The organism is Paraburkholderia bannensis NBRC 103871, assembly GCF_000685015.1.
GTDB classification, from domain to species: domain Bacteria; phylum Pseudomonadota; class Gammaproteobacteria; order Burkholderiales; family Burkholderiaceae; genus Paraburkholderia; species Paraburkholderia bannensis.
In genome coordinates this window covers 361,142-373,327 of the sequence record NZ_BAYA01000004.1, presented here as the reverse complement: position 1 = coordinate 373,327, position 12,186 = coordinate 361,142, and the positions used below count along the sequence as shown (strand labels likewise).

General features: G+C 55.6%; 10 protein-coding genes and 2 pseudogenes. All 12 read left to right on the top strand.

Annotation, left to right across the window (positions count from 1 at the left end):
* Positions 1-110 precede the first annotated feature (110 nt).
* A pseudogene (locus BBA01S_RS48610) lies at positions 111-308 on the top strand (transposase); the annotation flags it as partial.
* Positions 257-711 (top strand): annotated as a pseudogene (locus tag BBA01S_RS45790) (transposase); the annotation flags it as partial. The pseudogenes BBA01S_RS48610 and BBA01S_RS45790, both read left to right, overlap by 52 nt.
* Positions 712-1,166: 455 nt before the next feature.
* Positions 1,167-1,595: a helix-turn-helix domain-containing protein gene (locus tag BBA01S_RS07745; protein WP_245641442.1), complete on the top strand. Its 429-nt coding sequence runs from the start codon at positions 1,167-1,169 to the stop codon at positions 1,593-1,595.
* Between the two features lie 277 nt (positions 1,596-1,872).
* Positions 1,873-2,511, top strand: a complete 639-nt coding sequence (locus BBA01S_RS07740; RefSeq protein ID WP_245641441.1) for a TnsA endonuclease N-terminal domain-containing protein — start codon at positions 1,873-1,875, stop codon at positions 2,509-2,511.
* A 13-nt stretch (positions 2,512-2,524) separates the two neighbouring features.
* Positions 2,525-4,486 carry a Mu transposase C-terminal domain-containing protein gene (locus tag BBA01S_RS07735; protein ID WP_027815919.1) on the top strand — a complete coding sequence of 654 codons (1,962 nt, stop codon included), beginning with the start codon at positions 2,525-2,527 and terminating at the stop codon, positions 4,484-4,486.
* Entirely contained in the window at positions 4,476-5,414 is a 939-nt protein-coding gene (locus BBA01S_RS07730; protein ID WP_027815918.1) for a TniB family NTP-binding protein, read from the top strand. The genes BBA01S_RS07735 and BBA01S_RS07730 overlap by 11 nt, the downstream gene beginning before the upstream one ends.
* A 1-nt stretch (position 5,415) precedes the next feature.
* Entirely contained in the window at positions 5,416-6,915 is a 1,500-nt protein-coding gene (locus BBA01S_RS07725; protein WP_167336004.1) for a TniQ family protein, read from the top strand.
* Entirely contained in the window at positions 6,912-8,636 is a 1,725-nt protein-coding gene (locus BBA01S_RS07720) for a hypothetical protein (protein WP_156965886.1), read from the top strand. The genes BBA01S_RS07725 and BBA01S_RS07720 overlap by 4 nt, the downstream gene beginning before the upstream one ends.
* Positions 8,637-8,787: 151 nt before the next feature.
* Positions 8,788-9,054, top strand: a complete 267-nt coding sequence (locus BBA01S_RS40495; protein ID WP_156965885.1) for a hypothetical protein — start codon at positions 8,788-8,790, stop codon at positions 9,052-9,054.
* On the top strand, positions 9,051-9,899 hold the full coding sequence (locus BBA01S_RS40490) for a metallophosphoesterase (RefSeq protein WP_052391698.1): 849 nt from the start codon (positions 9,051-9,053) through the stop codon (positions 9,897-9,899). The genes BBA01S_RS40495 and BBA01S_RS40490 overlap by 4 nt, the downstream gene beginning before the upstream one ends.
* A 137-nt stretch (positions 9,900-10,036) precedes the next feature.
* Entirely contained in the window at positions 10,037-10,339 is a 303-nt protein-coding gene (locus tag BBA01S_RS07705; RefSeq protein WP_027815915.1) for a hypothetical protein, read from the top strand.
* Between the two features lie 212 nt (positions 10,340-10,551).
* The gene (locus tag BBA01S_RS40485; RefSeq protein WP_052391697.1) at positions 10,552-11,895 is read left to right on the top strand and encodes a hypothetical protein; all 1,344 of its coding nucleotides are present in this window, start codon (positions 10,552-10,554) and stop codon (positions 11,893-11,895) included.
* The last annotated feature ends 291 nt before the right edge of the window (positions 11,896-12,186 follow it).

The following is a 12,186-nucleotide window of genomic DNA, read 5'->3' as shown; positions in this document are numbered from 1 at the left end:
AGCGCGTCGCTACGCCCCGATCGTTCGCGAGAACGATGTCGTGCGGCTGAACAGCCGTAAGCGGCTCGTGCCGGCCGTTATAGACGGTGGCTGAGGGCGACATCAAAGTGATGTCCATCATTTCCGATCTGATGGGCATCACTTTGACACAGTCTGCAGAGAAGACGCCGGGTACACGAACGGGGCGCCCGAATTACCCCCGCGAGCTACGTGAGCGACTGGCGGCGGCCGCTTGCGAGCCGGGCGTATCAGTCGCAAAGCTGGCGAGGGAGAATGGCATCAACGCGAACATGCTGTTCACCTGGCGGCGGCGATATCTCGCCGATCAGCAGAGAGCGGTCCACGCCCAGGCTATGACGGATACAAGCGCAAGAAAGGCAGTAAGGTGCACATGGCGATGGATACATTGGGGCAACTGCTTGCGGTGCATGTGACGCGGCCAATGAACAGGAGCGTGCACAGGTCGGGGAACTGGCGCGACAGGTCCAGCGGTCCACGGGGCAGACAGTGAGAATCGCGTTCGCTGACCAGGGCTACACCGGCGAAGAGCCTGCAGAGGCCGCGCGCGATGAAGGCAACGAGCTTCAGGTGGTCAGGTTGCCGGAGGCGAAAAAGGGCTTCGTACTGTTGCCGCGTCGTTAGGTGGAGCGCAGCTTCGGCTGGCTCAACCGCTTCCGCCGACTGGCCAGAGACTACGAGCGATTGCCCGAAACCTGAGGTGGCGATGTGCCGCAGTATGCTCCCAAGGTATAGAAGCCCTGAGTACGCTGAAGAAAATGCTACGCGGACGTTGGTCTCCGTACCTCGGTCAGCGCCACTCAACTGTTCTAGCGCCCCAATCGAGGGAAGATACATCCCGGTGTCACCTGACAATCCCCGACCACACGTTCATGTTCGGGCGTCTCACTGCGCAATGGGACAATTGATTTCTTATCTCGATGACGGGCGGCGATAGTCTCCATGACATGCTTCACATCGATATGAATTTACGTAGCGATACGTAAAACCGTTGAATTCGGACACGAAAGAATTCCAAATCGAACAAAAACATATTTGAATTTGCGTCCGCCACAGATTGCCGAAATATATGGATTTTGTTCCGCAGTCCTTCGACAAGATTGGTCATTGACCTTCACTCTTTCCGCTCTTATTCTGCAAAAATTCGAGTGAACATTGTCGTTGAATTTCACGTGACAGACTTTGGAAAATTCATCCGTGCTCGCCGCAAGGCGCTCAAGCTGACGCAGAGCGAACTCGCGCGGCGGCTCGGCGTGGATGACGCATACATCAGCGCTATCGAACGCGGCGTTCGCACGCCGGGTGACGTCGTTTTTATTAATCAGCTGGGACGAGCTCTTGCGCTCGATGGGGACGGCCAGGGCGCACTCGGGGCGGTCGCTGAGAGTTCCAAGCGGCTGCTGCGCCTGTCTGATCCGCTACCGCTGTACAAATATCAAGTGATCGCCGCTCTAGTCAGGGATCAATCTCTGACTGAGGCGGACATGGACACAATCGCGAAGGTACATGCGGCGATCGTCCAGATTAGAAACGCCACGGCAGGCGCCGTTAGCATTGGCAATGGAGGAATTATGTAAAGAAAAAGCGCCACAAACCAGAAGGCCTGTAGCGCTTTTGGATCAGAACCAGTAAAGATTCGTCCCCTAGACAAGGCGAGTCTCTACCTATCTGGCCTCAGCGTCAAGCCCTTCCGTTCTCTACGATTTGCGTCTCCCTCGGGATTCAATCAATTTTGATCGAATCTCCGGTATCGCACACCCGTTCTCCGGGCAGAAATTCGACAGCATCTCGTCGTCGAAGGGAGGCGTATTCCTGAAACGTGAGCGTCTCCTCAAGACGCGATGGAAAGAACTCGTGCCCGAAATTATCGAAACCCTCGTTATTCACTCGTCCCCACGTCGTAGCCGCCGCATCGTGACGGTCTCCGGTCTCGGGGTACGGGGAAAGTTTCCAAGTAGGAAATCAGTTAAACCTGCGGAGTTCGAAAGCCTCATCGAGGAGATGACACTGCGATTCCTAGAAGTAGCCCCTTCAGTCAAGTCGATCGCAACTCAGCCACAAGTATTTGAATATTCGGACGGCAAGTGCCGGCGACGTTACACGCCTGATGTGGCAATCAAAACGACCAATGGAACGGCATTTCTTGAGGTCAAGGACGACGCGTCGATCGCCTCGCACTCACCAGCCACCGCCCGACTAAGGGCTGCCACTCGGTATCTCCGACAACGCGGCGAGCGCTTTCACCTTGTTTTGCGAAGCGACCTCATCGCGAACGACCTCCAGGACCGGCTCCAACTACTCCTCTCCGTACGCCCCATGCGCGGCAGGTATCGAACCAACATCGATGCAACCCTCTGGGATCCGGAAAACGAAACCCACCCGTCTGAGGAGTTACAGCAGCAATGGAAGAGCGCAAAGCGCGAGTGTGATGCTCTGCTACAGCGGATCATGAAGCGCGATCCAGACGATCTTCTCCCCATCTCGCCTCGCTGACCGGAGGTACATCATGGCCAATTTCACCAAGGATCAAATCATCTTCCGGGGCGAAGGGAAATTCCGCATCGTCCGCGTACAAGAAGACATCGCTCAGTTGGAAAACACCGTGACTGGTGAGTTCTCAAACCACATCGAGGCGGATCTCCTGGAAGAATATCTGCGGGGATATCTTCGCACGTCCAACAGCAAGCAATATCAACGCGCCCCCAAGCACAGCATTTTCAAGGATGCATTGGATGACAGTGTATCCGCAGGTGAGCCAGGAGATTTCGAGACGCGCCGGCGAGTCAACTATCTGGTAATGCTCGATCGAATGGACGCGTTCGCGGGTCGCCAGTCGGCATTGCGTAAGGCCATTCAAAAAGTCGCGGTAGATCTTGCAGACCCTACTCCACCGCACGAAACCACGGTATATCGGTGGCGCCGCCGGTACCGCATCGCGCGGTGCGATATCCGTGCCTTGCTTGATCAGTCGGAGCATCGTGGCGGACAGGGGCAATCACGGCTTGACCCGATCGTAGAAGGCATCATCCACGAAAAAATCGAGACAGCCTTCCTAAATAGTAAAAGAGGAACTGCTGAGGGGGTCTACAACGCAGTCTTTCTCGAAATCGAGCGTCAAAACACGATGCGTATCGAGACTGAGTGGCTTAAGGTCCCTGCGCTCCGGACCATTCAACGACGCATCCATGATATCGACGCATATGACCACGCCGTTGCTCGGTATGGCGAGCGTGAGGCTCGGCGTAGGTTCGCGGATCAACATCGTGCACGGAAAGTATCCCGCATTCTTGAGATTGTCGAAATCGACCACACGCCGATAGATCTGATGTACACGGACGCAAGCGGCGTAGCCATCGATCGACCGATGAGCACCTTCGTCTTCGACCGATTCTCCAAATGCGTTCTGGGCTTCTGCATTAGTTCAGCCGGGCATGGGGTCCACGCCATATTCGAAGCGCTACGGCATGCCATGATGCCGAAGAGCTATCTGGAAGAGCGATTTCCAGAGCTGTCTCTGGAGTGGCCATGTCATGGCTGGCCTGAGCGCCTGCTCATGGACAACGGGCGAGAAATGCATGCCCGTGCGGTCGTCGACGCCATGACCAATTTGGGCGTGATCTGTGAGTACGCGGCATCGCGCGATCCAAACGACAAGCCGTTCGTCGAACGCTTTCTCAAGACGTTCAACTACTCCTTCATCCACAAACTTCCAGGAACAACCCTTGCCAAGGTTCATCAACGTGTCGGCTTCAAGGCGGAGAACGAAGCATGCATCACGTTCGAGAAGCTTATCGAAATGGTTCATGTCTGGATCACGGAGGTTTATCACAAGCGACCTCACAAAGGTCTAGGAGGCCGTGCACCGATCGACGTATGGAAAGAGGGGGCCTCGGCGAATCCTCCCTTGTTGAAATGCAACGCTGAGGATCTCAGCATCGAGTTTGGCGAACATGACGAGAGCGCACTGCAGCACTACGGTATCAACTTCAACACATTCCGGTACGTGTCCCCAGAGCTACTCGCCTTGCGGCGAATTTTGCCCTCAAAATCAAAGGTGCACATCAAGGCTCCGTATGAAAACGCGGGTCTGATCTACGTATGGGATCCAATCGAAAACCAATACATCCACGCCGTTAATACCGACGACCGGTACCACAATCTAACGGTCGAGCAAGCCAAATTGGTGAAGAACCAGTACAAGAATTCTGACGCTCATCGACGAACCAGGGCAAACGCTGAAGAAATGATTCGTGAGATGGCCAACGACGCGATACGATCGAAGAAGCTTAAGGACCGCAAACGTGGTGCACGTCAAGCTGGCGTGACATCGAAGACCGTCAATCGTCATCCACGATCTGTACCTGTACCGCAGAGCGACTCACTTCCAGCTATTTTTACTTCGGATTCCGATGAGTTACCCGGATTTGAAGTCGACACATTCGATGCCGAGGCCTATCGTGAAAAATAGCGCCGCGTGTGCAGCAACCGTCCAGAAGATCCGGAAAGAATTCATCAAACTGCCTCACGTCACACGAATAACGGCTTCATTGGACCGCATGTACGCATATCAGTGTTGCAACGAGGAAGCCGAGCATCTGATGCTGGTCGGTGAATCCGGGGTGGGAAAATCCACGTTGCTTTCCAGATACGCAGCAGAACATCCTCTGATCGAACACGAGGAGTTCACCGAGGTCCCAGTACTGTACGTGGTACTGGGTCCCTCCCCCACGCCGAAGACGTTGGCACACACAATCCTGCGCGTACTGGGAGACCCGAAATGGAACACGGGGCGGGAGGTGGAGCTGACTGCCAGGCTAGTGTTTCTCATCAAGCAATGCCGTGTGCGGCTCGTGATCGTCGATGAGGCCAATCACTTGATCGACCGCGGCGGAGAGAAAACGCTCCACACTGCCGCCGACTGGATCAAGCGGTTGGTCGATGCGACGCGAGTGTCATTTGTGCTAGCCGGCGTTCCCAGGATCACGCGCCTGCTCGACACGAATGACCAGCTACGCGAACGGTTCCGGGAGGTCGTCGGTATCAACCGATTGTCGGTGGCCAATCGTTCAACCGAATTGGAGTTCCGTAACGTACTGGCAACCTTCAAAAGATACCTGCAGGACCTCCAGGCGATTGACATCTCCAGTGCGCCTGTCACCCGCCTGTTTGCTTTTGCAACCGATGGGCGTCTTCGCGATATCCGGAGGCTCATGGTGCGCGCGGTCGAACTTGCTTACAGGCAGCCGGTTCCCCGACTGACAGACAAGGTTTTCGCGGAAGCATTCCGGACGGTCATCTACCCAGATGCACCAGATGAACGCAACCCTTTCCACGAGCGATTCAATGAGATGCCTCTCGTGAAAGGCGATGAACCGTTTGCACCAGTGGAGCGCTGAAATGATGACTTCTGAACCAGCCCGTCCGCCGCTGTGTCGTCCCAGGCTTCTTCCCGACGAATGGCTCGAAACTTATCTTTTTCGCGTCGCCAGGGCAAATGGTATTCGTCGCCCAAGGCTAAGCGATATCGAGCGGTTTCGCCCAACACTACCGGTCACGGCCCTGAGCAAGCCCGACGGCTATCCGGTTTGGAGCAACGCTGCCCTGCCTCGATGGAGCGTGGTGACCCGCGCAAACAAAATTCGCTATTGCCCACAATGTATGGTTGAATCCAGACATATTCGCTCTCGATGGCGTCTCACCCTACTCGATGTTTGCACGCTCCACCATATCCGGCTGAAAGATGATCTAGCCGAACCGGTGATGACGCGCGGCTATAAGCAGGAAGGCAGATATTTCGTTACTGATGTCACAGATGAGCAGCTCTGGGATGGTGCCGTGTGTCCAATGCCTGGCGAGCGTCAACACGTAGACCGATTGTGGTCGGGTTTTGAAAAATCAGTCGTCGGGAATGGCCTGTCCAGTGCGTTTCGACAACTCACTCATATCCTGTTTTTGGAGGCGATGCTTGACGCCTTGGCGGCAGTCACGTCCGAATCTGAATCATTGACCATAGGTGCACCAAGACCCACCCGACTGGCCGAAATGGTCGAGAAACATCGGTTTACTCTGAGCCCGGACGCCAGCGGAATCTGGGACTTCCTGGATCAGATTACCGAGTCGGCACATCGCAAAGCTGCGCTTGCGCGACTGCGACGCATGCTACTGGACGAGGCACAGAGACCCACATGCTTTTCCAGCCTGCCCGTGGCGGACTTGCGAACGCACCTGTTGAAAGATGGCCAGAGGCAACTTTCCCCGCAAACTGTGGGAGAACTCCATCCCGGCCATGGCGTACCGACCGGGTACGTAAGCTTTGAAAAGGCAGCGTCCCTTATCGGGTGCTCCAGGCATCTTCTGAGGCACTTCGTTCGGGAAAACACCCGTACCGTCGAGCACGGTCGACAACGCTACCAATATCTTCCATTCATTGCCGTGGAAGCGTGCCGGAGATGGTTTGCGTCCATTGCAAGCCGAGACCAGATGGCGAAGGAACTGCATATCGGCCGGCACGCGTGCGTCACTTTGCTGAAATCCGGGCTGCTGCGGCCGCTGATCATCAACGGGCAGACGTATTTTTACCGAACGCATTTTGCCGGTCTGTCGCGTCAACTGGACGATCTATCGCGACCTTGCCCCGCAAATTCCGAGCATTTGCAACCGCTATTCGGGACATGGTTGCCGTGGAGCGGCCGCTATATATCAAGCTCATACGAGGTGCTGAGGGAGATATTGCAGGGCAAATTCCCTGTCTTTCGTCGGCTCGGAAATCCAGGGCTAACTGCCTATTTTGTTGACTGGTCGGTGATCGAACGACTCCATCAGTCCAGGGTGGGCGCTGCCGCGGCGCGAACAAGACAGGAGCAGGCGGTCCGGCAACTGTCGCTACTACCAGAATGAGCCGCCGATCGCTCCACGATGCCGATTGGCGCCGAAGGGGCGTTGCGGTGTTCTCTGGGCGGCTTCTTGTGCGCCCGGCGGCCCGCCCGGACGAAAGCTTTCATGGCTATCGGCTACGCGTCGCGTTCGCCAACGGCCTGTCCAACCCTCTCTGGTTAGACAATCCGGATGTGAGCCTGCCAAAGGCCCACGGCATTGCGCGCTGGTGTCCTCATTGTCTGTCTGGTCCGCAGAGCTATTGGCGCGAAGCATGGTCAACCGGACCGGCAGCCTGTATCGCGCACCGTAGCTGGCTCATCTCGGAGTGTGTGGCCTGTCGACGGATGTTGCGCTGGAAGCAGGTCCGCTTCGCTTTTTGCACGTGCGGAGCTTCATTATGCGAAGCCGCAGTCGAGCCCTTTTCGGACGAAGTGTTGAAACTGTTTGACGAACAAGTCGGTTCGGGCCCCGTGTTGCTGCAGGTGAACGAGCGCTGGAACCTCGCCCGTTACCTTGGGGCCCTCTCGCAATTTGGACTTCGGGGCAAACCACTGAAGCGAGCCTCACGTCGGACACAGAACATCGAGCAGCAACTCGTCACAGCCGGCGCGTCACTGATCACCGACCGGTCGGCCTGTTTCGAATTGCTTGATCGCCTTCGTGTTCCGCCGGTCAGCATGAGTGACGTTCCCCTGCTCTCTGAAATCTTCCCGCAGTTGCTCGCGATGTTGCGCAAGCAGTTGAGCGAGGCAGAACGTCTCTGGATGCTGGACCTTCTGGGCACCTACGTCGAACATTCATTACGTCGCGGCACTCCGGTCCTCTGGGAAAGAAAGAGGCATGACTTCCAAGTTCCCGCGGAACTGGGCAGCCGGCCGAAGTTGCGAAATCCGGTCATCGCCAATCTGCTGGTGCAGGCGGCCGAATCCGTGCCCGTAAGACGGACCAGGGCCGGGCGGCGAAAATTCGCGATTAGCGACGAGCAACTATTGCGCCTCCGGAAAAGCCGGAACTCGTTAGTCGCGCTGAAGACTGCGGCCCGCTACGCCGGTATGTCGCGTAGACGTGTTCAGGCGCTGGTGGAGGCGGGACTGATCGCATCAAGCGATGCATGGATCGACACGAGGTCCATCGATCGTCTGCTCCACAAGGTTGCGACAGCGTGCGGCCAAGACGCAGCGGTTCTGGAAGATCCAGTCAGCCTCGCTGAGGCCTTGCGGCTTTATGTCCCTATCGAAGCATCATCGGCATTTTTTAGCGGCATCATGGACCGACCTGTACGCCTCGCCCTCAGTGAGCGCGGAAGATCAACCAGTGAGCGCGGAAGATCAACATTGCGAGATGTTTTCGTCGAGCGCAGCGACGTCATGTCCGTTGCCCAGAAAGCAGCCATGCCGGACTCCCGGCTATCCGTTGTTGACGCTGCCCGCCGGCTTGGCGTCAAGCAGGAAGTGATGTACCAACTCATTAACGCAGGGTTTATTAGGGCCCAAACCCGCAAATTGCGACACCGAACAGGTCGCGTGGTCGATATTGATGACCTGAGGAAGTTCGACGAACAGTTCGCACCGCTGGTCGCCGTTGCAAGAGCGATGGGAATTTCCCCGCGCAAAGCGCCCAGCTGGGCACGACAGCATGACATTGAGATCGTCACCGGACCGTCAATCGACGGTGGAAGGCAGTACTGGATACGCCGACAGACCGATGCGGAGAACTCACTTACCTCAGAAGATGAAGAATGAAAACTCGGCAGTCATCTAGATCCGGTGAAGCTTGCCTGCTGTCAAAAGCATAATATGGGAAATCTCGAACGAATCCCGATTGAACTGGAACCTGAATCCGGATTTCGATCCGTCTCTGCTTGTTGATATCTGAGTTTTAGGAAAGACGACCATGAATTCGAAAGTATCTGGCAGCGGATGGAGTGAATCTAATCAGCGGACCAAGCGTTGCCGGGTAATGTGCTATGACTTCGAGGGCGATCTGCCGTTGCTCGAATACCTGATGGGTCAAACCCAGCGAAAAACCCGGGAAATAGAAAAATTTTTTAGCCAGCTGATTGCTGATCGCCTCGCAGACGTCCCTGAGTTCGGGCGCGAGCATCACGCGCTATATGATGCGCGGCCGAATGCGTACGCGTTCGTACGAGGTCTACCATGACGAAGGATACTGGGTGCTACCAAGCCCTTCAGCATTATTCCCTGAACCCCTTGGGGCGAGATCTTGTCGTCGGCGACGTGCATGGCTGTTTCTCGTTGCTAGATGCTGCGCTGAAACAGTTAGGTTTTGACCCGACGCGTGACCGGCTTTTCAGCGTAGGCGATCTGGTGGACCGGGGCGATGAGTCACCGGCCGTACTGGATGCTGTGCGTCGCCATCAGATCAAGGCCGTGCGTGGCAATCACGAGCAGATGATCTTGGACTGGGCATTGAACGGTAGGCTAGAGTACGCCCGTGCACACAGGTCCTATCCAGTCAGCTCTCAAGCTAAATTCGACCAGATAGCCGCCGATGTTTCCCACCGCAAGGGGACAACGAGCGCGCTGATCGACAATGGCGGGGAATGGTTCATTGAGTTGCATTTTCGGGGAGACGAAACGGAAAAATGCAACGCGCAACACATAGTGAACTACTTCACTTCGATGCCGCTAGCCATTGAAGTCGAAACCGCGCATGGCCTCATGGGCATCGTGCACGCCGACGTGCCCGTCGACAACTGGTCCAGCCTGCGCCGAGCGCTAATCCATGGCGACAGCGAGATGTGCGAGACCCTGCTGTGGGATCGCAGGCGTTGGAAAGGTAGAGCAGTGTCTGATTGGATTGCCCATGTGACTGCTGTAGTTGTCGGGCACTCGCCTACCCATGATGTTGCTCAATGCGGGAACGTAATCAATATCGACACTGGCGCCGTTTACGGTAACAAACTCACGATCCTGAATTTTGTCGATATTCCAGAATGGCTTGCGCGCGGCGACAGGACGATCACCCGAAACCTAGAACGATGAACCTGTTTCTCGGCTGCGAATTCGCAGGTTTCATCGACTGCCACCTAACCAGTATCGGAATCGTGTCCGAATATGGTCGAGAGTTCTATGGTGAGTACAGACGTGTAGGTAAGCGCTGGAAAACGGGAGCGTAAGAGATGCTTCGGGACAAGTTGCGTGCGCTCATGTTCGGTATCCCGATCGGAGTGATCTCACACGATATTGAGGGGGAGAAAGTGGTTTGTCTTATGGATGTGCCGCTCGAGCTCGAATATTCCCTGCGTAGTTGGTTATGGTCGCAGCCTGAACTTGTGCGGGAAGATTCGCCAAAATATTCACTGCGGTTCGTCAACGAGGAGCGCATGGCGATTCCTTGGGACGTATGGGAACAGTATTTATCCTGGATGCAGGCTGCGCTCGCGCGGGCGGCAGACGCCACAGATGAGCTCGCTAGCCGATAAAATTTTATGATGGGCTGCAGGGATGGATATCCTGATCGATATTTGATTCGACATGATGTCGCGTTATGTTCTCCGATGTCTTCTGACTGGTTGATAGCACAAACAGCGGAGCGGCGACATACGAAAACGACTTGGCATAGGTCGCTAGCTGGGCGCTCTGCATAACGATGGGCTTGGTAGATCGCGCAATAGACCGCCGCAGGAGAGTAAGCGTGACATCCTCAGATGAAAACAGCGAGACTATTGCTGAAACGGCTAAAGTAGATGACAAGATTGTTACTCGAGAAAGACTATACGAACTCGTATGGACGGAGCCGATGCTCAAAATCGCGGCGAGATATGGTGTCTCCTCAAGTTATCTGGCGAGGGTTTGCAGCAGACTTCGAGTGCCACGCCCTGCGCGCGGCTATTGGGCAAAGCTGGCTGTAGGCATTCAATCCAAGGTTCCACCGCTGCCGGAGGCCCGGCCCGGTGACGAGCAAGCCTGGAGCCGAGAGGGGTATGCAGCAGTCCGCATAGCGTTGCCACAACCATCGATAGAACTCGATTCGTCATCGTCCCCGGACCATTCTAAATCGCGGGTTCGGCGCGCACGCTCAAGGCAGCATGGCCTCATTAGAGGCGCTAAAGAGCTGTTTGAGAGCGGTCGGGTCTCGTCCTACAGTCGCCCCAAATACCTCAAACCCGCAAAGAAGCTCCTGATCGATCTGGCCGTAACGAAGACCGGCTTGGGACATGCTTTGGTATTTGCCAATGAGTTATTCCTCGAACTCGAGGAGCGTGGTCATCGGGTCGTCATTGCGCCGCACGGTCAGTACTTGCATCGAGCGAGGATCGAAGAACGCGAGCATCCACCGAAACGTGAGCAGGGTTATCACCATCAGGATTTCTGGTCGCCTCTGCGATGTACGGTTGTGTACATTGGAACCGTCGCAATCGGTCTGACGATTGTTGAGATGTCGGAGTCTGCTCAGGCACGCTATGTCAATGGTGAATATGTCAGAGAATCTGAATACGTCGCTCCAAAGCGCCGATATGGCGCTGATCATACATGGACGACCGCCATTAATTTTCCAACGGGAAGAATTTGCTTACAGGCTTACTCCCCATATCCAGGCACTGATTGGATCAGAAATTGGAAGGAAGCGAAGGGCGAGAATCTGACGAAGTTGATTCCGTCAATCGTTCGGGAGCTGACGCAAGGAGCTAACGAGATTGCTCGGCTTGTTGCGGAGGCAGAACTCCGTGCAGAAGCACAAAGAAGGGAGTGGGAAATCGAGCGGCAAAAGCGGCTAAAGGAAGAGGCTGAACGCCGGGCCGCGATCGCCTTGAAAGAAAGCAAGGCAGATCTGTTGCAGTTCATTGCTCGATGGTCTGAGGCACGCAACATTGAACGGTTTCTTGCCGACGTGGAAAAAGACTTGTTGAAATTCGATCCTGAAGCTCGCGAGATTTTGAGTGGTCGTCTCCAGGCCGCCCGTAAATTGCTCGACGAGGGATCGGCTCTTGAGCATCTAAAGAGCTGGAAAACTCCTCAGGAACGTTTGGATGACTGATACCGCTTGCGTGTTTGGATCAAAGTTCCGCATGCACGGCCTCCCAAACGAGGTGTTATGCATGGCATTTACCGCAGCTCAACAGCAAGCAATCTCCGACGCCCACTGATCTTGACACGGGGGGTTCCGCTTGTTTTTGCTATTCCACAAGGAGCGTACAGAGATCGAAGGGTCGGATTTTATGGCGCTTTCACTGTAGATATCGTCGGCAGTCCGCGCACGTGCGGGCGGAGAAAATTTGGCCGAAAGCTGACGGCACCTAGGCAAACCTCGGCCAAAACTCCGCCTCTC